Source organism: Escherichia sp. 10290, assembly GCF_030295155.1.
GTDB lineage: Bacteria > Pseudomonadota > Gammaproteobacteria > Enterobacterales > Enterobacteriaceae > Escherichia > Escherichia coli_F.
Window position 1 is genome coordinate 1,793,347 of record NZ_AP025741.1, and the last position, 23,510, is coordinate 1,816,856.

The following is a 23,510-nucleotide window of genomic DNA, read 5'->3' on the forward strand; positions in this document are numbered from 1 at the left end:
GGCTGTCTGATTTATTCAAAGTCTGACCAGTCGATATCTGGTGCATTTTCCGGTTGAATACGATTTAACTTTATTCGTAATTTTCTGAGGGCTGTCAGTTGCTCCTGTTCCTCTGGTGTTGCTTCACCAAAATCAACAGCATCCTGTAAGATTGCGATTTGTTCTCCAGTCTGTTTCAGCAGGCTGGCTTTCTTTTCTGCCGCCTGATTAATCAGCGCATCACGCTTCGCCTCTTCATCCGTCATCCACTGACTGCCATCCCAGCGCTGGTATTCTCCGTCTGGTGCAATAAATGTGACATTTTCAGGAAGTTCCCCCAGTTCAGATATCGGGACTGCATTTCCGGTTTCTGTTGAATAAACCGTTTCCCCCCGATGGTCTTCAACCAGACGCCATGAATTGTCAGCAGTATCAAACATTGCTGTAAAACCTTCGGGGATTTCCGGCGGTACAATATCCGTACAGTTTGCGGGTAATCCGGTATGAGGCGGTATATAAGCGTCACCACTGCCGATAAATTCTTTTGTATCTTCAAGAAAATTAAATACACGAATGGTCTGTGCTTTATCACTCATTTTAAAAGTCATTATGCAAGCCTCACAATATAATTAAATGCGATGTTCTTGACGGTATTTTCTGCGTTACCGGAAGCGTTAACAGTAATGGTGTGACCGTGTGAACCAATGGCGACGGCATGATTATGAGGGCCGATATATACGCCATGCGCATGGTTTCCTGCCTGCCCCGTGTAAAGGTTTCTTACACCGCTATTCATGTTTACCGTTGAGCCACCACCGGCACTGACAGATACCTGCTGACCGACATCATGATTATGCAGTCCACCCGCATCTGTCGATTTTGAACCATAATCAAACGAACTGGTTATTTTCGTTCCCAAATCGGTATTTGACGCACTGGCACTGTGGGCGTGTGATTTAATGCCGTCCTGCTCCTGAGACAATACAGCACGACCACTGGCAGGCTTACCCTTGATTGTCCAGCCGCGCATATCAGGAATAATCCCGGACGGATAGGCAACCGCAAGTTTAGGGTAAGAGCCTTTATCAAAACTTTGCCCCTGCATTAAGGCATAACCGGATGGCACTGAATCAGATGGCCACGGGATTGGTGTTCCAACCGGCAAAGCTGTACCCTGTAAATCAGTGATTTTTTCTGCTAACGACTTTATTGCCTTTGGGGTGGCAGCCAGTTCTTCTGAATCACTGTTTATTGCGCTGCTGAGCTGAACGACACCCTTATTCGTTAATGATGCATCAGGAACTTTTTTCCCGACATATAAGGCCAGCGCCTCAAACAGTTGATTCTGTTTTTTCGGGTCCGGGGTTACGCCAACCCCTTTAAGAACGTTAATCACCTCCTGCTGCAAATCGCGCGTTGCTGCCTGATGATTATTCATATATTCGGCGTAAACGATGGTTCCCTCAATTCCCTGAGTGGGGTCACCATCATGAAATAGCTTATCCGGCGTATTCACCGGAGGCATTAAATTCTGCATTATTCCTTCACCTCATATGTGAAATAACAGTCTGTAAAAGCCGGTTTAAGGTCTTTAAACGTGTTTTCTAAAATGGATTCACCAAAGGCCGTCAGCGGTTCGCCGGTTGCCGACGCCCCCGTTCTGAAACGGTAGACCGGTGTTTTTGTCCCGATAACATTGACCTGCCACACCCAGCGGATTTCCGGTATCAGCAGACGGTCGCCGCAGCGGTTTATCCCCACCCGGAACGCTCGCGGCTCCGTAATGGTGATGGTGTAGCCCAGGCTGGCGGCAAGGCTCTTAAAGTAAGGGATTGACAGCCCACCTGTGGCGGCCATCCTGACCAGGATGTTCTGCCGCCGCTCCTGTTGTGTTGCTCCTTCACGGGGGACAATGCCGTACACGCGCTCCCAGTCGGACAGCGTCATCGATGCCTGCAATGGGGTGATTTGTGCCAGAACGCTTGCCGCTGATGCCTTCACGGCCTCCATGACGTCAGCCTCGGCGGTCAGCTCCGCGGAAATATATTTCCCGTTCTGGTCATAACTGACAGGCGGCAGCATGGCGCGAAATAAATCGACCATATTCATGAATCACCCCTCACGCGGAAAAGGCTGAATATCAATATTTCCCGGGCGCAGCCATTCCCACGTTGACGCGTTAATAATGGCTTTTACATTGTCTGCTGGCGTAATGATTCGCCGGTCACTGACACCGGAAATTAATGAAATCTGGGTTTCCAGTTGTGAAATAATTAATTCCTGCCCCGGCTCCAGTCGGTTCATAAAATCCGTGATAACGTCAGTTATCTGCGGTTTTATCTGCTCAACGGTCAGGCCGCTGGTTTTTACCCGAACAACGAAATCAACGGCTTTTTTCGTCGGGGCCAGTACCATTGTGTCCTTCGCTGTGACCGGGCGGACTTCCTCAATATGCGCCAGCACGGCATTAATCAGTTCCTGCGAAGGGAGGTCATTGGCTGACGTAATGGCCACATCAACCGTCCCCAGCCCACGACGTAACGGCTCCACATACGCAGACGTAACGCCATCCACTTCCAGCGCCCAGCGTTTGTAATCATATTTGTTACCGCCAGCGGGCGGCCTGCGCAGAATATCCAGATAACGCGCCAGCAGGTCGGCGTCGCTTTCCCTGTCCGTTCCGCCGGTCAGGGATTTAATCGTCACCGTGCTGTTGATGCCTTCCGGCGGGCTGACCAGCGTTGCCGTCTGCGTCGTGGATGCATTCGTCTGTGCACCCGTGGTGGTGCTTTTTACCGCCACCTCTGCGCTGCCTTCATCACCGATGGTGCAGTCTGCTGTGGTGGCCACGCTGACACCTTCACCGCGAATTTCCGCACCGGCTGGCAGCGTCTTACCGGGTGTGCCGGTAATCACCACCGGACCGGATGAGGCCGTTGCTTTTTTACGAAAAACATTGCGCGTGCGGCAGTGCAGCTCCAGATATTCAGGGTCTGCCGTGTCAGGAAACACCTGACGGAGGATCCATCCCTGATGCATATAAAGCCCGTCAGCCACGCCGGATACGGCATTTGCACGAATGCGGTAGTCGCTGTCAGCGCCGGTGTCGATGGTTTCTCCCGGCAGGGCGTTAGCGATATCACGTAGCTGGCGTTCTGTGTTTTCAGCAACGCCCGGAACAGGAAACGGCATTACATAATCCTCACAGGGTGTTCAAACGTCTGCGGTGTGCCCGCGTTATCCGTGACGGTGATTAGCAGCAACAGCCAGCCGCGCTGACCCGCTTTCGTGTCAACGGTAATGGATTTTGCCCGCCCGTCATCAAGCAGGGGCTGAAGTGCCTGGCTGGCATACTGCGCCGCCAGCCTGTGAACACGGGAAACGTCTTTTTCCCGCTTCAGTTCGTGCAGGCGTGACCCCAGCGACGCATCCGCCCAGTAACTGCCAAGCGGTGTCGCCAGTCGCAGATAAACCGCGTTATGGAGTGTATAAATCCGGCGGCGTTCGTAGTCGCCGGTTGCAGGTGAAATCGTCTGGTCCATGCCGCCAGTCTGGCAGCATGGACAGGTCAGAATCAGGTGAGGGTGTTCAGCACTTAGTTAACCGGCGTGTCAGACATGCCGTGTGGGGTCGGGTGTTTGTGCGTTCCGATTTTAACGCCATTAATGGTGACGTCAACGGAGGTAATCACACCGCCCACATGGTTGATGTTGCCTTCAAAGGTGGCGGCGTATTTCTTGCCCCCACTGATGGCCATGCCACCGTTGCCGGTGATTTTACCTTCCACCGTCAGCTTATCACTGGCCGTCAGTAACGGTGTCGTGAATGCGGCACTTTCCTGTGCCTCGACCTCATAGCGTTTGCATTTCACCCGATAAACATCACATTCATGCTCAATAACCCGTCCGCGCTTCAGTACGATTTTCGCGCCTTCGTCGGTATACAGGGCCACCTCGCCGGGTTTCAGTTCCGTCAGGCGATATGCGCCGTGCTCTGTGGCCACGACGACAGTATGGGAGGTATTACCGTTCAGCGGAACGGCAATACCCATTGAGCCGGGCGGCGGGGATGTGGTGAGGCCGTAATGCTGAAAATACTCCGCACCGTCCAGCTGTTCGCCTGCCAGCCCGTTCAGCTGAAGTAGCTGTACTTTGGTCGAACTGTCCACCGTACCGGTCACCACCCTGAACGCCTGGCGAACGGCGACCAGTGCCTGCTGTATGCGCTGATTAACCTTGTCCCACATCATTTCTCCCAGACCTTAACAATGGCGACCTCTTTTTTCTTTTTGCCCCTGCGATGATGGCGTTTCTTCTCGCGCGGGTAGGCATCAGGTATCCACACGCCATCCTCCTTAAAGCGGAGCCGGGTTGTCTGCCCGTTCCGGCCTACGCTGAACTCACGCCCCATCAGAAAAAAGATGGCATCGATGCCGTGGGGTTCGCTGACAATCCGCACCCGCTGGCCGGGCTGCCACAGAACACCATCTGCCGTGCGATGACCTGCAACCAGTGCGACGATATCCAGCCCCGACAGGCGGGCATCACTCATCATTTTTTTTGCGCGCCAGTTCACCTGCTCCAGATTGCTGGTGTCGCCCTGGGTGATTATCTGCGGGCGGTAATAATCCACGGTGGGGTCGGTGGCAACGGCTTTCATGTTATGAATGCCTGTCTGGCCACTGTCCGTATTACCGCTGTCCTGCCCGGACAATGTGCGCACGCTGCCGTCCTCGTTCCAGATATCCAGCGGCACCACGGCCACCTGTTTCTTGCTGTCTGCGCGGCGGGCGTGGCTCTGGGCCAGCACCGTTAGCTCGGAGAAACAGCCGTTAATGGACCGGGTATCGTCCAGCTCCATCACGTTGTTCCCGGTGCCGTCCAGCTTCATAATCAGTGTATCCACCGGCGTGGTGGTGTAGTCAGGGCCACCCACAACCAGCGTCCCGTCAGGCTCAAACCACGGCCATAAGCCGCGACCGGCGGCAGCTTTAGCCAGTGCATCCCACGCACGCATCCCCGGCTCTATAACGACCTTGTCATTACGTGACACACCGGACGCCTGAATACGGATGCGCTGTATCCCCAGCGGTCTGACTATCCTGTCGATGACCTCGTCCAGTGTCAGCTGGTTGGCGCTGAACACCGGTGCGGCACAGTCCACCAGGATGGCGGCATCATCACGCCCGGACAGGGTCAGCGTGCAGCTCTGACGGGATACACTGCGGCGCACGCTGTCCACGCGACCACTGAGGACCGTCTCGTCTCCCACCTGCAAACGGACCGGCGCACCCCGGACGATATCCGCCGGGAACACCTTTTCAGGCAGTCCCAGCTGAAGCTGCCAGCCGTCGGCGGCTTTCAGGAAATCGCTGTCAATACGATAACTGCTCCAGTCAGAATGCGACCTTCCGGCAATGACCAGGCTGATTTTGTCGTCGTTATTTTGCATAGGCATTAATCACCATCCCGGCGGTTATGTTGTTCGGGTCACGCAGCTGCGGATTCAGACGTTGCAGCTCTGCCGCACGGCTGTAATCACCGTACCACTGCCACGCCAGCAACAGCAGACAGCTGTCCGCCTGCACCTGTTTCTGCGTCAGCGGTGGGCGGCGAGACAGAACCAGCAGGCCGACATCCTGCACGGATGCCGCCACGTTCTTCATGCTCTGAATGATTTCCGGGTACATCAGCCCCAGCGGTGATGCGGTTTCGGTTATCCGTTCGCGTTCGCCTTCATAGCGTTCACGGAACAGCGTGATGGCGGCCTGTAAGCGGGTGCGCACATCCCCGACCAGTCGCCCGATATCCGCCGGTATAAGCTGCTCTGACTGGGCCTCATCTGACAGTATCGCCGTCGCCACGCTGGCCAGCTCTGAGGCTGCCAGAACCGCATAAGCCGCTTTCACGTCCTGCACGTCTTCCACGGATGCATCCGGCGGAAGTGCCACAGACGGCGTTTTATCACCGCTGACCAGTGCGACCGGCAGCGCGACCAGCTCATCCATATCTGCCATCACCTCATTCCAGCAGGTCATCACTGTCGCAGAACTGGCGACGCTGTCTTCCCCGGTCAGTCCGGTCGTGGTGGCGGAATCAGTACGCTCCAGCACCGGCACCGCGTGTCCGACATCTGACGTGTGGATTTCCAGCACCTCTGCCAGCCCGCCGATGAACTTTCCGGGTTCGCTGGCCAGTGACATCATATTGTCGATGGATGAGAGAAAATCGCTTTTGAACGTCAGCAGGGTATTCACCAGCGTGGCGCGTACCGTCTGGATTTTTTTAATCACGCTGTTAATGGTCTTTAAAGGGGCCGTAACAGCGTCAAATAATTCGCTTAACTGTGCCAGTAACTTATCCAGTTCTTCAAATAACTGCTGTGCAAACAGCTCCGGTAACGGAGTGCTGAACAACGCGCTGCCGGTGCGGTTCTCCAGAAAACTCATGTCGATGGTGCAGCTGTCCGGGCTTTCTGCGTCATGGCGGATACTGTAGCCGGTCACAATCACCGATGGTACGGAGCCGTAAACCGGGTGAATCAGCTCACCAGCGCCGCCTTCGTCCAGGGCGGCGATCAGCTTTTCAAGTTTATATTCGTAATACTCCCCCCACAGGAACGCCGTCATGCGGAACGGCCGCGCCTTGCGTCCGAGATCGTGCAAATCCGCTCCGTCAACAAACGGGTATTCATAGACCGCATGGTCGCGGCTGATTTGTTCATCCGTGTTCAGCACATCAAACTGCACGCCACGAAAGGAGGCGTTTTGCAGGTTTTCAGCCCAGCCCATCAGTAAGTTCCTCCCGTGCCTCTGTTACCGTCCTGAAGGTTGTATTTATTCACCGCCTCTGCGATAACCTGCCCGTCGAGCACCACCTGAGTGGTGACGTTAACCGGGGGCGCTGGCGGCTGTCCGCCATTCTGAACGCCGGGCTGACCACCACGTTTACCGGATGCATTAATGGTATCAGCCGCGGTCATCCCGGCTTGCTGTCGGACTTGTTCTGGTGTCGGCAGAGAATCACCGGCGATAACCCCGGTTTTTTTCAGTTCGTCAAGATACTGCTGGATCCATTTCTCGTTTTCTGTTGAGTAACCTTCGCCAAACTGCCACCACGGCTGGTACTTTTCACGGGCAGCATCAATCAGCCACTGAGGATATTTAGCCCGTATATTTTTCCAGCGCTCCTCGCTTCCTTCGACGGCGGCGTCTTCTTCCGGGCTGGTTGCGGTAGCCAGTGCCGTAACGGTGCCACCGAAAGAAAGCAGACCACCGGCAATGCCGGGAAGTTTTAACCCTTTGCCTTTCTTAATTGTGGTTTCAAGCACATCACCAACAACGTCGCCAATCTTGCCACCGGATTTTCCCCCGGTCAGGATTTTGACCCCGGCCCATGTCAGGGCCGCTGCGGTCATCGCTTCAATGGCGGTCGTGGCTGCCACCACTGCCGTGGTCAGCCCCGGAAACTTTTCACCCGCCCAGCTTATGGCATCGGCCACAGTACCGGATGCATCCGCCAGCTTTTTCACGCTGTCCATTTGTGAAAATTCAAGCGTGTTTTTAGCCTGCCCGGTTTTAAAATCATTCGTGTCTGATATGAATTTAAAATCCACATCACCCGCGCGCTGACCTTCCGGCAGGGTGCGCTGCTGATTAATCGCGTCTTCAACCTTTTTCCGGTATTCAGGGTTGTTACGGTAGGCTAACAACGCCATCAACGCCTGACGGTCTGCAACCAGCTTTCCGACACCAAAGCCTTCAAGGAGTGTTGCCATCGAATCATAAACAGCCGTCTGCTCGCCTTTATCCCTGGCGGAGGCCAGTTTCTTTTGCAGCTCCTGATAGCGTTTATCGCTGGCAACAATTTTGTCTATCAGGCTGGACAGCGCGTCTATCGGATTAAGTCCATGTTCGCGCGCTTCAGTCAGTGTGCCGGAAAAGTCGATTCCCTTACCGTTGTAATTTATCCCCGCAGCCGCTGTTTCAATATCCTTACTGGTCAGTTTTGCCAGCAAGTTAACCACGTTATTTCCAGCCTCATCACTGCTGCCCGCCGTGATGGCGGCAGCTTCATTCAGCGCCAGAATCTTGACGAAATCATCTTTGCCTTTCATCCCCGCAGCTGACGCAGCGCCCATTTGCTGGGATAACCAGCGGGCCATGTCGTTCAGTTCAAAGCTGCCTTCTTTGCCCGCTGCAATCGCCATATTCAGAACGGTGGAAATATCTTCATCCCTGAATCCAAAGGTCTTTTTGCCCTTAATCATCACCTTAGCCAGGTCTGTCGCTGATGCACCGGAAGCCGTGGCGTATTTCATCAGTTCAGGCAGCCACTTACTGGCTGTTTCAAATGAAATGCCGTCTTTCAGCAGGGCATCCAGCGTTTCGGCTGCATCCTCTTTCGTGCCACCACCATAGGTCACTGCGTTACGGATGCTGCTTTTCATCTGTTCAAGACCAGCTTTGCGCCCCTCCAGTCCACCATCACTGAAGGCGGTATTCGCCATCATTGCCAGCTGGCGTTCGTAACTCATCTGCTTTTTGACCGGCTGCGCCATGATGGCAGCACCTGCTGCGATACCACCGCCAATTGTCAGAACGTTGCCGCCGATATTGGCCGCCTTTGCCAGCGTGCCGACACCGCGCATTTCCCGCTTCAGTTCCCGGATTTGCTCTTTCGTGGCACGCCATGCCCGCGCCTGTTCGCGGGCAGACATGACGCCACTACGGGCAAGGCGGTTATAACTGGCTTCAGTAAGGGCGATTTCCCGGCGGATTTCATGCTCCGAACGGATGCCAAGCGTTTCCCGGGCACGGGCTGCACGCTGTAATTCGGTGACAACCCTTTTTGTGCTGTTGATGCTCTCATCATCGGTGCGTTTCTGCTCCTGACCTGCCTTTTTGGTTGCTTTTTCCACTCCTTCAGTGGCTTTTACAACCTTCTTTTTTCCCTTTTCCAGAACCTGCGAGGCTTCGTCCTTCGCAGTCAGGGTCATGCCAACTTTGAAATTACCGGCCATTTTTCTGTTTACCTTTTCTGCGTTTCTTTCTGAGGGATTTAAATGACTGGCGGGTGGTCTGTGAGGTGTCCGTCCTTCCTGAGCCGCCGCCGTTCAGCCTGTCAACGGCGGCAAGCCAGCCGTCCAGCTCGGGACGGCTCATGGTCATGATTTGCTCTTCGGTTATTCCGTAGCGCCCGAGGATGAGGACTGCGAGCCGGAGTCCGGCGAGCCGGGATTCCCGCCGCTCCGCTTTACCTTCAGAATGTCACGTGCCGCTTTCAGAATCTCAAAATCTTCCGGCACCATATGGTCATACAACAGTTCCGCCGTCAGTTCTTCCTGCGGGATATCTCCCAGACGGACCAGCGTTGCCGCCATCACCGCACAGCGGTAGTAATAATCCGCCGCGAATCCCGCCACCGTCTGAAAGCGTTCTTCCGTTTCTTCCAGTGCCTGCCCGTTATCACGCATGACCGGCAGACGCAGCTCAAAGTTTTTATGAAGGATACCGTTAAACTCCACGCCAACTGACAGTTCGCCGGTATGTGTATTAATCAAAGTCATCCTGTCACCTTCCTGAGTGCAGCCATTTTGATATCAATTTTCGCTTCATTGTCGACGGTGTATTTCTCACCCACTTCAACAGTGAAGCAGTCCAGATAGGAGGTGCGCTTACCGCTGTTGCTGAGCGGATAAATTGAAATTTTCACACCTTCCAGATTTTCCCAGTCCGGCTCGTTGGTATCAGGGATAACCGCCGAAACTGAAATATCGTAGGTGGCAATGCCACGGGCAAAGCCTTTGGCCCTGCCGGTTTTGTTCATGGTCTTGACCAGCTTTCGTCCGGTGTTGATCTGAACATCGAAGTCGGTGATCTCGATTTCCTGGCTGTCCACCTCCAGCACAATCGAGCCGACATATTCTTTAATGGACATTTACCGCGCTCCTTACAAAATCATGTCGATGCGACCGGCAAACACATGCAGGCCGTTAACCACATCCGCCGGAACCACACAGTCGAGACGGTTTGCATCTTTCCCGTTTCGCTGAACGCGCAGCTTTGCCTTGTTCGCTTCCACGTTCTCCAGAATCTCCGCTTCCTCCAGCTTGATCAGCACGTCATACAGTTCGCTTTCCACTTTTGCGATAGTACGGGTGCTGAGTTTTTCGCGCGGGAAGCGAAGGCTGATGCGTTCGCGGCACGCCTTGCGGGTGTAGTCCAGCGTTCTGATGGACGTGATATCCAGTAACGAGACGTCAGTCACGCCCTGTGCGTTAACCGTGTACGTACTGACCGCACGCACAATCTGTACCGTGTTACCCGGGCCAACCTCAACCGGCGTCAGGCCATTATGCAGGGCGTTTTCCTGCTCGTTACGGCTTTCGCGCTGTGACATGGCGACCACATCCAGCCCGGACAGCGCCAGCGAGTTCAGCGGACGCGCCGGGTCTTCCTCGCCCGCCATCACAGCGCCGTAGATGGCAGCCAGTACCGCTGGCAGCTTCACGGAGCCGCGATACCAGGGGACGGACACGCGCCCGCTGTTCACACCGGCTGCCAGGGTGATCCCGTTCCCGAGACTGCCCGTCCAGCCCGCACAGCCAATCGCGCCGCGCTGTTCCATCGCGTTCCCGGTTTTCTCCAGATGCTGCTTCAGGGCGGCAAGGGCTGGCGTGGTACTGAACGGACAAATCAGAATGTTGTGACCAGCGGCAAAGACCGCATCCAGTGCGGGCTGAATATCCGGGTCCATTTCACCGTTCGCCATCGGCGTGGCGCTCACGGTCAGACCACCTGCCGTGGTGGATGCTGACAGGGTGATGTCATTCCCCCAGGCTCCTTTGGTCCGGGTGGTCACCGTCAGCTGAGAGGTTTCTGATTTGTATTCCCCCGTCACCAGAAGCGAGGGCGTCTGCGCCATTGCTTCCACCAGTGCCGGAATGATTTTCGACGGTTCATCACCGGTTTCCACATCCACCGTGACCTGCTCACCGGCAACCCATACCGACAGTGTGCCGCTGCTGATTGCTGTACCGTTGACGGTAACCGCGCCGGTTGCTGCCTGTCCTGCGCCACTGTCTGCAATACCGATAACATCCAGTTGCAGATAGCTGTTGGCATTAATGGCCGCGCGCGCCATTGCAGCGGCCAGCGAACCGGCCCCGAAATACAAATCCGCTTCGTCTTCGGAATACACGGAAACGGCATTCAGGGGCGTGGCGGTGCCGCCTGACAGCATCGGACCAATCACAAGAACACGCTGTTCATTACCCGGCAGCGTGTTAACGGCCAGCCGGGTATTAAACTCAAAATGCACACCGGGCTTACGGATACCGCCCGAAATGGTGTCAAACTGAATTTCACTCATCGGAATCCACCTGTTTCTCTCTCTTCGCCTTCGCTTTTACCTGCACGGCGTCCTGTTCAGCCGTCACGGTGGTTTCAGGCTCATCCTTCACCAGAATCAGGTCACCGTCCTGAACGGCGCGCCGGTAATAAGCGGTATTCTCAACGGTCACCGCTTCCGTGGTGATGTATTTCCGGGCGTTATCCTCCATCGGGAACTTCATCCCGTGAGCCGCCTTAACCTTCATTTTGTTCATGCTGTTGCTCTCTTAATTCATCCAGACCACAGATATCTGCGCCGTATTGCGTACCAATTCGCAGTAAATCCGGGTCAGGGTCTGACAGCCTGCCGTGGTAGCGGTTGAAGAGGCGGTCCGCTTCTGCGCCACGCTCCGGCCATTTGCCGTTCTCCAGCGCGTGCTCCACCCAGCGGGTATCGAACTCACAGGCAAACACGGACATTGCCCGCTCTGCCACGCCGGTGTTAAACAGCGTCCTGACCCGCCCGGGTTCGAAATAATCAATCTCCAGCCCCAAATCCTGACCGGTCAGCAGGCGACGGACGGATTCAACCAGCTGGTTTGTCCCGACTTCATCCCGGACAGAGCCTCCCTGTCTGGCGCTCTGTTCGCTGCGGGTGTTGTAATCACCCACCACAACCACAAAGCGTCCGGTGGCAATGTATTTCCGGCGTGACGTGGAATAGCGTTCGGTTTTCACGATGCCGCCGAACGTCACCCAGGCTGCCGGAAGGCTGCGAACAATCCGGCCCGGGTCTTCATCCAGTTCACCGGCATAGGTGCGGACATCCTGCACCATATGCCCCAGACCACAGCGCAGACGCTCAACCAGCGCCCGTTCAATGTCAGTAATCAGAATGCACCTCCCCGCGTGGACTCACGCCCGAACTGACGGGAGCCGGAGCGGATACGCACCTGTGACGATGACTGGATCACGCTGCCGGACGTATCCCGCCCGAGGTTGATTTGTCCTGCCGCGACTTTCTCCAGAAAGCGGATGGCGTCCCGGTAGCGCATCTGAATTTCTTCTGAGCAGATACGGTAATCGGTCGCCAGGTGATAACGGGCGATATCGCAGCAGTAACCCACCAGTATCCCCGGGCTGTCAGGCCACGGGGTCCGGTAACGCCCCACCAGATAGCCATCAATCTGGGCACTGGCGCGCGCAAGCGCGGAGGCCAGCTTTTCTTCGTCGATGAATCCCGTCATGTCTTCATCCGTCAGTGTGCGCGCCTCGCGTTCACTGAACGCCCTGATGAACTGTTCCGGTGTGGCGTAAGACATGGGTTACTTCTCCTTTTTGTCCGCTTTTTGTGTTTTCTGTGCGGCGTTCAGCTGTGCGGTCAGTTCACTGACTTTCTGGCGTTCTTCTTCCAGTTGCGCCGTCAGTTCGCTGACTTTCTGGCGTTCGGCATCCAGTTGTGCGACCAGTTCATCACTTTGGTCCGCGTCGTTCTGGCCGGACGCTTTATCACGCTCCACCACAATCAGCATGGGGTCAGCCTTCAGCACCGCCAGCTGTTCCGGGGTGAACGCATCCGCAGGCCATTCCTTCGTGGTTGCGCTGTGTGCCACACCGCAGCGGCGAAAACCCTCACGGCGGGCGGTAATTTCAATCACCTTTTCCATGCATTACTCCGTCGTACCATCAGAACCAAATGCCATCTGCCAGAAGCCGTAACCGCCGTTACAGCGCGCTTCGGCACCAAACCGGAACTTCTTACGCATGAATACGTTGTCGCTGTTGTAGTCCGTCTGCTCCACAAAAACCGGTTTCTTACGCTGCTGGAAGATCAGCGGCTTGACCGAGCGGGAGGTGTCGAACAGGAACCATGCAGAATCCGACGTCAGCTCCGGCATCACCAGCACTTCAGCGGTGTTGCGGTACGGGTTCGGCGTACCGTCCGGGAACTTCTCGGCGGTCATCAGGTAGTTCGCGTCATCTTCCAGCGCCGGTGGCACAACCAGCAGATTCGGACGGATTCTGAGAGACGCGCCTTCGTCATCTTTCAGACTGCGCATGGCCGTACGGGCAGCACCGTAGGAGGCTTTCGCTTCAGCAAGCGACCCCACTTTGAGTTTTTTAGTGCCTTTGTTGGACACCGATTTACCGGCGACCAGGTGGTCGGTATCAAAGAACATCTGGCCGTCGTAACAGGGACTGGTAAAACCGTTATTGATAAGGGACGCCACAATATCTGCCGGGAGTTCTGCCGCTGACTGGCCCGCGTCTCTGGCCTGAAGGGCATAGCCCATAATCTGGTCGTCCTCGATGTCGTTACGATCGACTTCAACCGTGGCTTCCCAGTCCTTGTTGCGGATGGTGTAGTTGAAGGCTTCCAGAGATTTAACGTTTTTATCACCGACCCACTCGCGCATTTTCGGGAAACGACTCAACCAGCTGTAGTCGTTCTCCTTGCTGCCTGATGGCACTTCCATTGCCACTTTTTGCCAGTCAGTGGGAGTCTGGTCGAAGGCTTTCTGATAGGTGGTCTTCAGATTAATAAAAATCTGGTTGAGGTTTTTAGCGTTGACTATCACGTTTCGCTCCTTAACTGAAATGAACCCAGACGCCATCGCCACAGATGCCGATCACTTTCCCGGCGACAGGACGGGCGCTGCTGTTGTCGGTTTTTGCCACGGTTACGCTGTCTTCCACGTAGCACAGCTTGCCGACCTGCGATTGTGTGACCGGGTCTGAGGTGCTGTTCACCATCAGAAAATCTTTGCCGCAACGCACCAGAACGGTGACATCGCCATCGCTGCCGGTACTGTTATCCGCCCAGCCATCAGACACGCCCAGCGTAATCTGTGAGGCCGTGGCACTGGCCGGAACGGCATAACCGGATGCGTTAACGGCCACCATATGACCACCAAAAATTTCGGTTGCAGCGGCAACCGGCACCGGGTTCAGCTCGCCGTCACGGTAGGGGGTATTGCGATCCATTTACTTATCTCCTGCGTAACGGGCGACATCCTCTGGATCAACGCCCATCATTGAACAAATGGCGATATCGACATCGACGTCATCGCCGGTTTTAATCTGCGCCAGGGCCGGTGACGGCGTTTTGGGTGGTTTGCCGCCGGTCTGGGTCTGACTGAGCGCAACAAGTTTCGGTGCGTTATCCAGCCAGGACTTAAAGCCGTTGATATCGCGGCTGGCGTAATCTTTTGCCCAGTCCTCCTGTGCCGGAAGCAGCCGCCCGTCAGACAGCGCCGCCTGAATCAGTGCCCCGGCTTCGGCTTCACCGGACTGTTGCGCCAGTACGGCATAACGTCCCTGAAGTTCTTCATATGCCGTCAGAGGGATATGCTTCGTCGGGTCATAGGCATTTGCTGACAGGCTGGCGATTTGCTCGTCTTTCTGATTCAGCAGGGTCAGCAGGCTGACGGATGCCGCCGCCGTTCCCTGACCGTTCGAAATCATGTCAACGACCTTTTGCAGCTCGTTTTTGATATCTTCCGCCGTTGAGGTAACCGGGAGGTTAAGCATCCAGCGCAGACTGGACAGCAAATCGTTTAACAGTTCTTCATCCACCGTTGTGTTCTCCGTTTCAGTTGACAGACTCGCCAGACGGCTGGCCGCAGCCAGCATGACCGCGTCCATACCGTCCAGCGCCGGGGTATTGGTCAGCGCAGCGTGTAACAGCTCCAGCACTTCGCCGCGCTTGTTGTAGGCAAAAACAGGGGAAATAAACTTGTACTCACCGGCGGCAATCATGGCCGCCGCGTTATCCGTCCACTCCACACCGGTGGCATACAGGCCCGCACCTTCCCGCCATTCCACCTGGCTGAACCAGCCCGCCGCCGGGGCGGGCTTTCCGTTGTTTACGGCGCGCAGCGTCTGATGTTCGTAATCAATGACAAAAGGCGTGGTACGGGCGGCCACCTGCGCGACAAGCTGCGCGGCCAGTTCAGCGGTCAGCACCCATTTACCGCTTTCGACTTCATCGGTATGTGGGCGACCATCCACCGCGCTGAACTCACCCGCCGGAAACAGCTGGATTTCGCTGTGGGTTGCTTTAGTAATTTCGAGGCTTAACGCCGCAATGTTCATCTTCATACGCGGTATGATGACAGAAGGGGAACACGGGGTACTGCGGAGGGTGTTCAGCACCCTGCCATAACGGGAAAGGATAAAAGGGGAAATAAAACCGTTTTTAAAACCCTTTTAAAAACGATTCTGACGGCATTTATGGGGTGCGGTGCTGCAATGCCTCATCCGTGAGGCGTTTATGTTGTCAGAGATGATTACAGCGCGTTTCTGGTCATTCAGTCAATCACACGCGCAAAATAGCGGTTTGCGGTGTTCTCCAGCTCGTCGATGTCGTCCTGCACAAGCTGAAGGAAGGGACGCGCGGGCATGTTGACCGTATACGCTCCGACAGTTGCGCTCTGCACAAAATTACTGTTGCGCTTTTTCACAAAACGACTGCTGACGCTGCCGTTTTTGTACTGTTTAAAATACAGGTTCTGCGTCCGTGCCTGATGGCGGATTTCGCCGCCTTCGTTGTGGATACGGGCATAACGGACGTTTGTCCCGACCGTGGCCTCGTTATTGTTAACCGCAGAGCGGATACTGGCAGCCAGTCGCCCGGACTTCTGAAGGATTTGCCCGGGGCCGCGTCGCTTCGCATATGACGGACTCCAGCCCATCCATTTCGGGCGACCCTGTTGTTCAAAATTAGTCTCAACCGCATCCAGCATGGAGCCTGCAAGTGCCGTCATCAGGTCACGCCGGTCCTTCACGGAACGAATCAGCTTACCCAGCGTGGTGTTATACGCGCTTAAATCAATCTTAATATCCAGTTTAGCGGTGCTCATGATGCCTCCGGGGTGTCCTGCATCACCCAGTCTGTCAGCGTGTCATCCTCAACCGTCGCCACTGACCAGCGGTCGCCCGACTGTAACGCATACCGCCACGTGTTGCCGTCCTGCGTGACATGCTCCGCCCGTTCGATGGTCTGCTGTATCAGCATATAGTCGGCGCTGGTCGGGGGCGTGTCTGCTGCACTGAGGCGCTTCATGACGTCAGCCGTAAGGTTTACCGTCTGCCGTGCAGCGCCCGTGGCGGCGAGTTGCTCCGGTGAACGGATAGCCAGCGGATATCGCTGGCGCGCATCCAGTTCGCTGACGTTCGCCAGCCCCCGGGCAAAGTCCGGCCCGGTCAGGGTGCCGGTGACGTACTGGCGGGCGCTGCGGTAATCGTATTTTTCCGGTTCCGGCTGCCATGCCACTTTGCCGGGGTTAAAACCGAAGCCCGGGTCAGCGGTGTATACAGAGCCGTCCGGCATCTTCAGCCCCATTGTTCTGATGGTCTGGCCCGGCTGACCATATTCCTGTTCAACCTCAACCAGCCGCCCCTCGCAGCTCTGCACCGTCAGGCCATATTTCTCCACATCCGACGCCGAACGCGCCCGGATACGGCAGCGGCAGTGATAACCGTCCGGGGGATATAAAAACGCCCAGACAGGATCATCCGCCCGGGCGGTAAAACCGTTCAGGGCGGCGTGTTTCGGGCGGGTGTGAAGGTCCATCACTGCCACGCGCTCAAAATAAGGCCGGTCAGCCACGTTCGCCATCTGCTGCTGATAACGTCCGGCGTTATATGACGACTGAATATTGGTATCAAATATCGTACGCAACCGGCGCGGCGTCAGCTGCCTGCCGTGCAGTTCGCCGGTGTCCTCGTCCACAATCAGCCGTTTACCCAGCCAGCCTTTTTTCTCCAGTAACGGCTCCAGTTGTGCAGCAAACTCCCGGAACGTCCCGCCGTCAGCCAGTGCCGCCGTCAGGCCATCACGGATATCCTTCAGCACATCCAGTTTCAGCACGCCCGCCACCGTGAACGCCCGGGCGTTGGCGATGTCCTTCACATCGTGCCAGCGGAAGCCGATAACGTACCCCTTGCTTTCGAAATACTTAATCGCTTCTTCCGGTTTCAGGGTGTACGCATAACCCAGATCAACATCGTCAGCTTTCGGCATTCAGTCGCCCCCAGATATCCGCCACAAAGAATGCCTGTGTCAGCAGCTGCCGCAGCGTGTCATCCGGCAGTTCCGGCCATGCTTCCGCCAGTACGTTCATGGCCTCGTCTGCATCCTGACCTTCCTGTATGGCCTGCACCAGTGGGGCCACCAGTTCGTTCATCCCCTGCGCGATGGCCTCTGCCGGAAGTTCTGCCCGGTCGATGGCGCGCTGTGCCGGGTCGTCCTCCCCGTTGTCCTGCTGACTGAGCGCGGCAACATTCAGCCGCTCACGCAGCTGGCTGAGGCCCGCCTGCACAGGGAGACGCTGTGCCACCGGCACCAGTACCTCTTCGCCGTCTTTCGGGGTGGGGATACCGGTTTTTTTGCGCACCCACGACGCCGGGATATCCTTCATCCCCACACTGTTGAGCAACACACTGACGGCTTCCGCCACCCCCTTAATGTCGGCTTCCTGCTGCACATCAAACACCAGACGCGGCAGACGGCGTGACGGGATATCCTGCCAGCCGTTCAGGCTGGCCATCATCTGTATCAGGCTGCTGAACATGCCGGACAGCTGGCGAGCATCGGCGGCCAGAATGTCGTGCCGGACCTCGTTATGCACATTACCCAGCGCGTTGGTGGAGGTTTTACCGTCAGCCTGGCTGGTCAGCGTACTGCCCAGAATCACTTTTGAGGTGGTGCGCTCTGCCCATTCCACCATCGACATGAACGCCTCCGGTCCGCCGGACGCGGCCTCCTTGAACTCAATTTCGTTACCCTGCGGCAGGGCTGCCACCGCTTCATGACCCAGATTGACCAGCGCCTCAAGAATGTTGTCCCGGTCCTCGTCACTGGTGCCCTGTGCATAGTACGCAATGCGCGCCGGAAGGCCGTAAATCTCCAGAAATTCTGCCATATCACGCAGCGCAAAGTTTTTGAACAGATACGGCCAGACCAGTACGCGGAACAGGCCGGATGAACCCAGGAACCCCGACCGGGCGTTGTAACGGTGAACCAGCCAGCCGAACGGCCACAGCGCGGAACCGTCCTTACCATCCTCCCCACGATTGCCGTCATCCAGACGGAGTTCGTCATTGTGTTCCGGCAGGGTAATGAACCAGTTATGCGGGCGCAGCGTCACCGCATCCGGTAACCACGTTTTATCCACGAACGCCCAGCTGATTTCCTGACAACTGAAACCGTAACCGACACTGCTCATCCCGTTGAGGATGATGTCCTCCATGTCCGGGATACCGTGCAGCCATTCATCCACGGCGGCGGCCAGCTCCTTTTCTGCCTTCGAGGCATTGCGGGGCGGCTCCACCGACCAGTCCAGCGTCAGCAATGCTTTTTTGCGCTTTTCCATCTCGGCGAACAGATGGCCATCACGTTCTTCCATATCCGCAAACAGCATCGCCTGCGCCGGAAGATAACCGCGTTCGGCAGCTTCCAGAATGCGCGGCAGTTTTCTGATGTTCAGACCACGGGACGGGTGGTCGGGATAAATGCGCAGCCGTTCCGCCACTCTGACCGACTGCGTGGTTTTGAGTGCCTCACGTTTCAGCGGGCGTCCGTAAATATCAACAAGCTGTGCCATTACCATCCTCCTGAACCAAAACGCCCGCCACGGTCACGCCCGGTGCTGCGTGGGGTGTGTATCTGAAATTTTGCGCTGCGCGATACCGCCAGCGTCCACAGCATGTGCAGACAGTCCGGGCCATCATCGTGGTCGGCTTTGGGGTAGTGGCGCAGCTGGTCAATCAGTGTCTGATGTGTGTGACTGATGCGGATCAGGCCGTTGGCCATATGCGGCTGAAGGGATTCGATACGCAGCGCCTTATCCTCCAGCGGGATGACCGGCAGCGCCGGAACCGGCACACCCAGCGCCGCCGAACGCTCAACCAGCACGGTACGCAGAAACTCCTGAAACTGGACGGACTCAAACGACCAGCACAGGCAGTGATATTCACGCTGATACTTGATCACGTCTTCGATAAGTTTATTCGGCAGACGTCGGCGGATATCGGCTTCAACCACATCCAGAATGCCGGTAAAGCGGTTAAAGCCCCCCACGAGAATGGCCGACGGGTCGCGGTTTTTGTTTTTCTTCCCGAGACTGGGGTCAACAGCACCATAAAACACCCATTCATCAAGACGGTTAACCCAGAATTTAATGCAGCCCGCAAACAGCGCATCTTCACCGCTGACCGGGTCGTTCTGGTATTCAGAATCAAAGGTGTCGTGACCATCACGGACACGGATTTTCATCAGCGCCAGCAGGGGACGCGCCGCCCATGACACCACCGACCCGGCGAGCATCTCAGCCTCGTTCTGTCGGTAAAGCGCCTCCGCCGCTTCCGGCTGTTTGTTGCGGATGAGTTCTTCCCACTCGTCCCACAGCTTCATATTGGCAGGCCACTGAATAACAGCTTTAAAGCGGGCTGTTTTCCACATCGGGTTATTCAGCGTGCGCGACAGCACGGAGTCGTAATGCAGGATGGTTCCGATATAAATAATATCGGTTTTACCGCCAGCCTCACCCAGCGGCATCACGGTTTTGGTGAGCCAGTCATGCAGCTTGTCGCGCTGCTCCGGGTTACGCACCATCTCGTCGTTCTCGATGTCGTCGAGGATGACCAGGTCAGGGCGGTACGGACCGTGGCGCAGACCACGCAGTTTTTTACCACTACCGGCAACGGTCACCTTGATATTGTTGGCCGTGACGATGGTCCCCATACGCCAGACACGCCCCTGTCCGCACACCTCCGGGAAATCGTTTTTTAAACGGGGGTTAAATTCCAGTTCAGCCTTGATGGCTTCCAGCATCGGATAAGCCTGGTCGATACTGTCCATAATGATGACCGGGTAATGCTTAATGGCCCGGATAATGTTCCACAGGGTAAACAGCTGCGTCACCAGCGTGGATTTTGCTTCACCACGGGGCGCGGCGATGGCGTCGTTCTCCGGGTCCGGGCTTGCCACAACCTGTGGCAGACGGGTGAACAGGTATTTATGCAGCTCGCTTTTTGCCGGGTTGCGGACGTAGTGCGGGAAATAGTTTTCGACAAAATAATCGTAGCCCGTCACCGGGTCGCAGACTGCCGCCCGGCGGGCCTGTGTGGCCTGCGGGTTAACATCGAACCCCAGACATTCAGCCTCAATGGTCTGGCGGAGGTTGGCGATGTACTCCTGCAGGCTTCTCTGAAACTCTTTAATGGAAAGTTTACGTTTTGCCACGTCACACCTGGTATACAAATATCAGACGGCCCGGAAAACCGGGCCGCTGTGGTTAACTGAAATTATCCTCAAGCTCTTTAGCGAAGCCTTCGAGCACCTCAAGAAACGGGGCATACTGTGCCGGGTGACGCTCCTTGATGAACGCGCCGAGCCGCTGCACCACTTCCAGTGCCGTGGCGAGCCGGTCGGTTTCCGGCAGGATTTTTTTACTGCTGGCCACCGCCTTACTGAGACTGTCGGACAGGCTCGCCAGCAGTTCGACGGATTCCTGCGGCGGGATGTCCGGGTTCTGGTTCAGCCGTTCAAGCGTCGTCTGACACTTCACCACCAGACTGATAAGTACGGTGCGGGCGACACTTTCCAGCCCGTCACCGGCGAGCGCGTGCGCGGCCCGCAGCTTGTCCCAGTCGTCGCCGTTCTTCATCGCCTGCGTTTTCCAGCGCCGCGCGGTGTCGTGCGGCACGGCGTACTTCATGGCGACGATATCCAGCGGAAGCTGGTCAAAGATGTACCCGTTACGGACTTTGTCCCTGATATCCTGTGACCACGCCATTAAGTGTCCTTCTGAGCCTGTTCAATCAGGCATTTAACTTCGTCGGGATTTTCAAGAACATACACGTTTTTCCCGGTATCCAGCTCAATGATCGTGCCACCATATGCACCACACTGACGGTAAAAATGGGTTATGCGTTCAGCGACAACCATGACAGCGCTGGTGCTCCCTGAGCCTGCGCATTCTGTAAATCTGATAATGCTCACTGTGTCAGACCTTCAAAAAATCAGTTCCGTGAATACTGCCGGATGCCGTCAATAATCCGGCAGACCTGCGCCACCACATCAAAAAATTGGTAGCCTTGTTAAGTCATTAACCCAGTTTCGCCCGAACTAAAGCATCTTTTGCTTCCAGCAATTTACGTAACCCGACCGACTTTTCCGGCCCGTCTGGCAGAGACTCATCCATTTTTCTTGCCAGATCGCCAATCGGTTTACTCACTTCCTGTAACGAAGCCGGAAGATGTTCATAAGCGAAATATTTCATAACTGGTGATGCCATAACTTCTCCTTAGTGAAACAACTGGCAGATGTTCAGTTCTGTGAACACTGCCGGATGCCATCAACAATCCGGCAGACCTGCGCCGCCGCGTCAAACAGCTGGCCCGTTCTGTTAATGTCTGTGCATCCCACCGGAAGCAACATCATCAGAAACAGGGCCAGAACACAGCGCGCGGCTTTACGTGGCGTTCTGTGGGTCCAGTGCTGACGCGTCATACCGCCACGCGCTCCTTCAGCCAGCCATAAACAAACGATTCGTTAGCCTCGCGTTTCTCTGCCAGCTCCAGATAGCGGTTACCCTGCGTGCAGTTCAGGGCTGTCAGCATCACCCGTTCACCGTCCTGACCGCGATTATTCAGGAAGACGCGCAATGCGCTGATGGTACGAGGTCCGATGCGTCCGTCTGCGTCCATATCCGGGTACAGCCTGCCGCGCAGGTTGAAAACGTTCAGCCAGCGTTGGAGCATTCTGGACGCCACGGATGGCCCCATATTCACACCGGTATCACACAGCTCTGCGGCAATATCAGGGGATAATGCGGCGACCTGGTCAAATCGCGGGCCATACCAGTAATCGGCTTCAAGGATGTCCAGCGCCTGTTCGCGGGTTAACTCACGCATATCGCCACGGTATCCGTGGGCACGGGCGACTTTTTCCGTAATGCCCCATTTGGTCGGACCGCCCTTATCATCCGGGTGATTGACGTAACCGCCTTCTTTGCCCAGGACTTCATCAAAAATTTCATCTTTTGATTTCATGTGGATGCCTCAGTAACGAAAGGATTTTTGACAAATTCCCGTGCGCCCACACGATAAGCGCACAGAAAACCAGATTCAGCGCCACAACCAGCCAGCTGGAGTGCGTGTATGTACCGGACAGCCAGCGGAACGGGATGATGATGTAGCCGAGCATCAGCCAGTACGCCAGCCAGGTAATCAGCGGTTTATGCGCCGCACCGTGGCGGCGATATACAAACAACCCCAGCACAATGGCGAGACACAGCCAGACGTTCACGATACCGGCAAGGCTACTTTCCATTTCCACCCCCTCCGCCGCGCAGTCTGGAAAACAGGCCGAACAGCGATGAAATTTCCTGTTGATAAAGAAAAGTCAGTATCTTGATGGATAAAGCAGAGACACCGACCGCACACAATGCATCGAGCGGTTTGTCGTTGTAGTGGGTCAGCCACTGCATCAGTGACGCAGCCACGCCAGCCCCCAGAACGCCAACCACAAACGCGACGAGCAGGTGGATGGCCATTCGCCATACCGGGATTTCTTTCTGTTGCGTGACAACAAAAAGCGCCCCGGCAAACGCGCCCACCACGACCCCGAAATCGGTATTGGTGAGAAGACCAAACACACTGGCACCACCGATGGTGACTGCCACAGCTCCGCCGCCTGATAAGGGTTCAGACATGAGTTTCTCCTGTAAATCTGAGCCACTGACGGCCCGTAAATAACACCCTGTCAAAGACACAAAAGCCTTTTGCAGGGCGCTATCCCTTAAGGTGCCTTGTGGTCTGAGTGGACAGGGTAAACGGTCTGGTGTGGTGGGTACTGCTGGGGGAGTTCAGCACCCCGCGGCGGCGGGGTGATAAATCAGAAGCGGGAAAGAGAATCCGGCGTAATAAGAGGTTTATTACAAAGCGGAGCAGAGGCGTTCGCCTTTTCCATCGCTGCGCGCATCTCGTTTTCGCTGGCGATGATGTCAGCAATGGCACACTGCAACGCTTCTTCCTGAACAACCATATCCGGTTGTTCGGCCATTCGGTTTAACTGGCTGGCCAGATTTTTCATATAAGCGAAGCGGCGTCCGGCAGCATCCCGTGCCTGCTCTGAGTAGGCTGTATACTCGCCAAGTGCCGTATAGTTGGTCATAAGTGTCTCCTTTTTTCT

Annotated in this window: 32 protein-coding genes; all 32 read right to left on the bottom strand. The window is 55.9% G+C overall.

What is annotated here, in order from left to right; translation table 11 throughout:
• Nucleotides 1–11: 11 nt before the first annotated feature.
• Complete coding sequence (locus tag QUE74_RS09040; protein ID WP_286331894.1) at nucleotides 12–587, bottom strand: tail fiber assembly protein; 576 nt, start codon at nucleotides 585–587, stop codon at nucleotides 12–14.
• Entirely contained in the window at nucleotides 587–1,516 is a 930-nt protein-coding gene (locus tag QUE74_RS09045; RefSeq protein ID WP_286331893.1) for a phage tail protein, read from the bottom strand. Before QUE74_RS09045 ends, QUE74_RS09040 begins: the two co-directional genes overlap by 1 nt.
• Entirely contained in the window at nucleotides 1,516–2,088 is a 573-nt protein-coding gene (locus QUE74_RS09050; protein ID WP_286331892.1) for a YmfQ family protein, read from the bottom strand. Before QUE74_RS09050 ends, QUE74_RS09045 begins: the two co-directional genes overlap by 1 nt.
• A gap of 3 nt (nucleotides 2,089–2,091) precedes the next feature.
• Nucleotides 2,092–3,171 (bottom strand): baseplate J/gp47 family protein, encoded by a 1,080-nt coding sequence (locus QUE74_RS09055; protein WP_129049175.1) that lies wholly within the window; start codon nucleotides 3,169–3,171, stop codon nucleotides 2,092–2,094.
• The gene (locus QUE74_RS09060) at nucleotides 3,171–3,521 is read right to left on the bottom strand and encodes a phage GP46 family protein (RefSeq protein ID WP_000372931.1); all 351 of its coding nucleotides are present in this window, start codon (nucleotides 3,519–3,521) and stop codon (nucleotides 3,171–3,173) included. Before QUE74_RS09060 ends, QUE74_RS09055 begins: the two co-directional genes overlap by 1 nt.
• 53 nt (nucleotides 3,522–3,574) lie before the next feature.
• Nucleotides 3,575–4,225 (bottom strand): phage baseplate assembly protein V, encoded by a 651-nt coding sequence (locus tag QUE74_RS09065; protein WP_286332203.1) that lies wholly within the window; start codon nucleotides 4,223–4,225, stop codon nucleotides 3,575–3,577.
• Entirely contained in the window at nucleotides 4,225–5,436 is a 1,212-nt protein-coding gene (locus QUE74_RS09070) for a phage baseplate assembly protein (RefSeq protein WP_286331891.1), read from the bottom strand. Before QUE74_RS09070 ends, QUE74_RS09065 begins: the two co-directional genes overlap by 1 nt.
• Complete coding sequence (locus tag QUE74_RS09075; protein ID WP_111986178.1) at nucleotides 5,420–6,769, bottom strand: DNA circularization protein; 1,350 nt, start codon at nucleotides 6,767–6,769, stop codon at nucleotides 5,420–5,422. The genes QUE74_RS09070 and QUE74_RS09075 overlap by 17 nt, the downstream gene beginning before the upstream one ends.
• A complete protein-coding gene (locus QUE74_RS09080) occupies nucleotides 6,769–9,000 on the bottom strand; it encodes a phage tail tape measure protein (protein WP_286331958.1) in 2,232 nt (743 codons plus the stop codon). The genes QUE74_RS09075 and QUE74_RS09080 overlap by 1 nt, the downstream gene beginning before the upstream one ends.
• Nucleotides 8,990–9,148: a hypothetical protein gene (locus QUE74_RS09085; protein ID WP_176478299.1), complete on the bottom strand. Its 159-nt coding sequence runs from the start codon at nucleotides 9,146–9,148 to the stop codon at nucleotides 8,990–8,992. The genes QUE74_RS09080 and QUE74_RS09085 overlap by 11 nt, the downstream gene beginning before the upstream one ends.
• A gap of 14 nt (nucleotides 9,149–9,162) precedes the next feature.
• Nucleotides 9,163–9,546 (bottom strand): hypothetical protein, encoded by a 384-nt coding sequence (locus QUE74_RS09090; protein ID WP_032082845.1) that lies wholly within the window; start codon nucleotides 9,544–9,546, stop codon nucleotides 9,163–9,165.
• Nucleotides 9,543–9,917, bottom strand: a complete 375-nt coding sequence (locus QUE74_RS09095; RefSeq protein WP_109955566.1) for a phage tail protein — start codon at nucleotides 9,915–9,917, stop codon at nucleotides 9,543–9,545. The genes QUE74_RS09090 and QUE74_RS09095 overlap by 4 nt, the downstream gene beginning before the upstream one ends.
• A gap of 12 nt (nucleotides 9,918–9,929) precedes the next feature.
• Nucleotides 9,930–11,351 carry a phage tail sheath C-terminal domain-containing protein gene (locus QUE74_RS09100; RefSeq protein ID WP_286331962.1) on the bottom strand — a complete coding sequence of 474 codons (1,422 nt, stop codon included), beginning with the start codon at nucleotides 11,349–11,351 and terminating at the stop codon, nucleotides 9,930–9,932.
• A complete protein-coding gene (locus QUE74_RS09105; protein ID WP_001371970.1) occupies nucleotides 11,344–11,553 on the bottom strand; it encodes a DUF2635 domain-containing protein in 210 nt (69 codons plus the stop codon). The genes QUE74_RS09100 and QUE74_RS09105 overlap by 8 nt, the downstream gene beginning before the upstream one ends.
• A 13-nt stretch (nucleotides 11,554–11,566) precedes the next feature.
• Nucleotides 11,567–12,205 (bottom strand): DUF1834 family protein, encoded by a 639-nt coding sequence (locus tag QUE74_RS09110; protein WP_071533729.1) that lies wholly within the window; start codon nucleotides 12,203–12,205, stop codon nucleotides 11,567–11,569.
• Complete coding sequence (locus tag QUE74_RS09115; RefSeq protein WP_000119402.1) at nucleotides 12,202–12,633, bottom strand: gp436 family protein; 432 nt, start codon at nucleotides 12,631–12,633, stop codon at nucleotides 12,202–12,204. The genes QUE74_RS09110 and QUE74_RS09115 overlap by 4 nt, the downstream gene beginning before the upstream one ends.
• Nucleotides 12,634–12,636: 3 nt before the next feature.
• Complete coding sequence (locus tag QUE74_RS09120) at nucleotides 12,637–12,978, bottom strand: HI1506-related protein (RefSeq protein ID WP_096981717.1); 342 nt, start codon at nucleotides 12,976–12,978, stop codon at nucleotides 12,637–12,639.
• 3 nt (nucleotides 12,979–12,981) lie between these two features.
• The gene (locus tag QUE74_RS09125) at nucleotides 12,982–13,890 is read right to left on the bottom strand and encodes a Mu-like prophage major head subunit gpT family protein (protein ID WP_012904629.1); all 909 of its coding nucleotides are present in this window, start codon (nucleotides 13,888–13,890) and stop codon (nucleotides 12,982–12,984) included.
• Between the two features lie 10 nt (nucleotides 13,891–13,900).
• Complete coding sequence (locus QUE74_RS09130; protein ID WP_000375807.1) at nucleotides 13,901–14,296, bottom strand: hypothetical protein; 396 nt, start codon at nucleotides 14,294–14,296, stop codon at nucleotides 13,901–13,903.
• Nucleotides 14,297–15,412: a phage protease gene (locus QUE74_RS09135; RefSeq protein ID WP_286331965.1), complete on the bottom strand. Its 1,116-nt coding sequence runs from the start codon at nucleotides 15,410–15,412 to the stop codon at nucleotides 14,297–14,299.
• A 209-nt stretch (nucleotides 15,413–15,621) separates the two neighbouring features.
• Nucleotides 15,622–16,173, bottom strand: coding sequence for a phage virion morphogenesis protein (locus tag QUE74_RS09140; protein WP_286331967.1), 552 nt, complete (start codon nucleotides 16,171–16,173; stop codon nucleotides 15,622–15,624).
• A complete protein-coding gene (locus QUE74_RS09145; RefSeq protein WP_286331968.1) occupies nucleotides 16,170–17,336 on the bottom strand; it encodes a phage head morphogenesis protein in 1,167 nt (388 codons plus the stop codon). The genes QUE74_RS09140 and QUE74_RS09145 overlap by 4 nt, the downstream gene beginning before the upstream one ends.
• Nucleotides 17,323–18,918: a DUF935 domain-containing protein gene (locus QUE74_RS09150; RefSeq protein WP_286331970.1), complete on the bottom strand. Its 1,596-nt coding sequence runs from the start codon at nucleotides 18,916–18,918 to the stop codon at nucleotides 17,323–17,325. The genes QUE74_RS09145 and QUE74_RS09150 overlap by 14 nt, the downstream gene beginning before the upstream one ends.
• Nucleotides 18,918–20,558, bottom strand: a complete 1,641-nt coding sequence (gene terL / locus QUE74_RS09155; protein WP_286331971.1) for a phage terminase large subunit — start codon at nucleotides 20,556–20,558, stop codon at nucleotides 18,918–18,920. The genes QUE74_RS09150 and terL overlap by 1 nt, the downstream gene beginning before the upstream one ends.
• Before the next feature lie 52 nt (nucleotides 20,559–20,610).
• A complete protein-coding gene (locus tag QUE74_RS09160) occupies nucleotides 20,611–21,111 on the bottom strand; it encodes a DUF1804 family protein (protein ID WP_000312575.1) in 501 nt (166 codons plus the stop codon).
• A complete protein-coding gene (locus QUE74_RS09165) occupies nucleotides 21,111–21,317 on the bottom strand; it encodes a hypothetical protein (protein ID WP_149012738.1) in 207 nt (68 codons plus the stop codon). Before QUE74_RS09165 ends, QUE74_RS09160 begins: the two co-directional genes overlap by 1 nt.
• 106 nt (nucleotides 21,318–21,423) lie before the next feature.
• Nucleotides 21,424–21,612, bottom strand: coding sequence for a hypothetical protein (locus tag QUE74_RS09170; protein ID WP_052922006.1), 189 nt, complete (start codon nucleotides 21,610–21,612; stop codon nucleotides 21,424–21,426).
• Between the two features lie 32 nt (nucleotides 21,613–21,644).
• Entirely contained in the window at nucleotides 21,645–21,827 is a 183-nt protein-coding gene (locus QUE74_RS09175) for a hypothetical protein (RefSeq protein ID WP_250299391.1), read from the bottom strand.
• Nucleotides 21,824–22,369, bottom strand: a complete 546-nt coding sequence (locus QUE74_RS09180; protein ID WP_286331976.1) for a glycoside hydrolase family 108 protein — start codon at nucleotides 22,367–22,369, stop codon at nucleotides 21,824–21,826. The genes QUE74_RS09175 and QUE74_RS09180 overlap by 4 nt, the downstream gene beginning before the upstream one ends.
• Nucleotides 22,353–22,649, bottom strand: a complete 297-nt coding sequence (locus tag QUE74_RS09185) for a phage holin family protein (RefSeq protein WP_059239175.1) — start codon at nucleotides 22,647–22,649, stop codon at nucleotides 22,353–22,355. The genes QUE74_RS09180 and QUE74_RS09185 overlap by 17 nt, the downstream gene beginning before the upstream one ends.
• Nucleotides 22,639–23,031 (bottom strand): phage holin family protein, encoded by a 393-nt coding sequence (locus tag QUE74_RS09190; RefSeq protein WP_001372993.1) that lies wholly within the window; start codon nucleotides 23,029–23,031, stop codon nucleotides 22,639–22,641. Before QUE74_RS09190 ends, QUE74_RS09185 begins: the two co-directional genes overlap by 11 nt.
• A 182-nt stretch (nucleotides 23,032–23,213) precedes the next feature.
• Nucleotides 23,214–23,492, bottom strand: a complete 279-nt coding sequence (locus QUE74_RS09195) for a hypothetical protein (RefSeq protein ID WP_000186479.1) — start codon at nucleotides 23,490–23,492, stop codon at nucleotides 23,214–23,216.
• Nucleotides 23,493–23,510 lie beyond the last annotated feature (18 nt).

Excerpts from the sequence above, each read along its gene's own strand:
- QUE74_RS09085 (WP_176478299.1), bottom strand. The coding sequence starts at position 9,148 with ATGACCATGAGCCGTCCCGAGCTGGACGGCTGGCTTGCCGCCGTTGAC.
- QUE74_RS09180 (WP_286331976.1), bottom strand. The coding sequence starts at position 22,369 with ATGAAATCAAAAGATGAAATTTTTGATGAAGTCCTGGGCAAAGAAGGC.
- QUE74_RS09130 (WP_000375807.1), bottom strand. The coding sequence starts at position 14,296 with ATGGATCGCAATACCCCCTACCGTGACGGCGAGCTGAACCCGGTGCCG.
- QUE74_RS09080 (WP_286331958.1), bottom strand. The coding sequence starts at position 9,000 with ATGGCCGGTAATTTCAAAGTTGGCATGACCCTGACTGCGAAGGACGAA.
- QUE74_RS09100 (WP_286331962.1), bottom strand. The coding sequence starts at position 11,351 with ATGAGTGAAATTCAGTTTGACACCATTTCGGGCGGTATCCGTAAGCCC.
- QUE74_RS09115 (WP_000119402.1), bottom strand. The coding sequence starts at position 12,633 with ATGTCTTACGCCACACCGGAACAGTTCATCAGGGCGTTCAGTGAACGC.
- QUE74_RS09050 (WP_286331892.1), bottom strand. The coding sequence starts at position 2,088 with ATGAATATGGTCGATTTATTTCGCGCCATGCTGCCGCCTGTCAGTTAT.
- QUE74_RS09065 (WP_286332203.1), bottom strand. The coding sequence starts at position 4,225 with ATGTGGGACAAGGTTAATCAGCGCATACAGCAGGCACTGGTCGCCGTT.
- QUE74_RS09170 (WP_052922006.1), bottom strand. The coding sequence starts at position 21,612 with ATGGCATCACCAGTTATGAAATATTTCGCTTATGAACATCTTCCGGCT.
- QUE74_RS09055 (WP_129049175.1), bottom strand. The coding sequence starts at position 3,171 with ATGCCGTTTCCTGTTCCGGGCGTTGCTGAAAACACAGAACGCCAGCTA.
- QUE74_RS09190 (WP_001372993.1), bottom strand. The coding sequence starts at position 23,031 with ATGTCTGAACCCTTATCAGGCGGCGGAGCTGTGGCAGTCACCATCGGT.
- QUE74_RS09135 (WP_286331965.1), bottom strand. The coding sequence starts at position 15,412 with ATGAAGATGAACATTGCGGCGTTAAGCCTCGAAATTACTAAAGCAACC.
- QUE74_RS09095 (WP_109955566.1), bottom strand. The coding sequence starts at position 9,917 with ATGTCCATTAAAGAATATGTCGGCTCGATTGTGCTGGAGGTGGACAGC.
- QUE74_RS09060 (WP_000372931.1), bottom strand. The coding sequence starts at position 3,521 with ATGGACCAGACGATTTCACCTGCAACCGGCGACTACGAACGCCGCCGG.
- QUE74_RS09160 (WP_000312575.1), bottom strand. The coding sequence starts at position 21,111 with ATGGCGTGGTCACAGGATATCAGGGACAAAGTCCGTAACGGGTACATC.
- QUE74_RS09070 (WP_286331891.1), bottom strand. The coding sequence starts at position 5,436 with ATGCCTATGCAAAATAACGACGACAAAATCAGCCTGGTCATTGCCGGA.
- QUE74_RS09175 (WP_250299391.1), bottom strand. The coding sequence starts at position 21,827 with ATGACGCGTCAGCACTGGACCCACAGAACGCCACGTAAAGCCGCGCGC.
- QUE74_RS09120 (WP_096981717.1), bottom strand. The coding sequence starts at position 12,978 with ATGGAAAAGGTGATTGAAATTACCGCCCGCCGTGAGGGTTTTCGCCGC.
- QUE74_RS09090 (WP_032082845.1), bottom strand. The coding sequence starts at position 9,546 with ATGACTTTGATTAATACACATACCGGCGAACTGTCAGTTGGCGTGGAG.
- QUE74_RS09140 (WP_286331967.1), bottom strand. The coding sequence starts at position 16,173 with ATGAGCACCGCTAAACTGGATATTAAGATTGATTTAAGCGCGTATAAC.
- QUE74_RS09195 (WP_000186479.1), bottom strand. The coding sequence starts at position 23,492 with ATGACCAACTATACGGCACTTGGCGAGTATACAGCCTACTCAGAGCAG.
- QUE74_RS09040 (WP_286331894.1), bottom strand. The coding sequence starts at position 587 with ATGACTTTTAAAATGAGTGATAAAGCACAGACCATTCGTGTATTTAAT.
- QUE74_RS09150 (WP_286331970.1), bottom strand. The coding sequence starts at position 18,918 with ATGGCACAGCTTGTTGATATTTACGGACGCCCGCTGAAACGTGAGGCA.
- QUE74_RS09105 (WP_001371970.1), bottom strand. The coding sequence starts at position 11,553 with ATGAAGTTCCCGATGGAGGATAACGCCCGGAAATACATCACCACGGAA.
- QUE74_RS09145 (WP_286331968.1), bottom strand. The coding sequence starts at position 17,336 with ATGCCGAAAGCTGACGATGTTGATCTGGGTTATGCGTACACCCTGAAA.
- QUE74_RS09185 (WP_059239175.1), bottom strand. The coding sequence starts at position 22,649 with ATGGAAAGTAGCCTTGCCGGTATCGTGAACGTCTGGCTGTGTCTCGCC.
- QUE74_RS09075 (WP_111986178.1), bottom strand. The coding sequence starts at position 6,769 with ATGGGCTGGGCTGAAAACCTGCAAAACGCCTCCTTTCGTGGCGTGCAG.
- QUE74_RS09045 (WP_286331893.1), bottom strand. The coding sequence starts at position 1,516 with ATGCAGAATTTAATGCCTCCGGTGAATACGCCGGATAAGCTATTTCAT.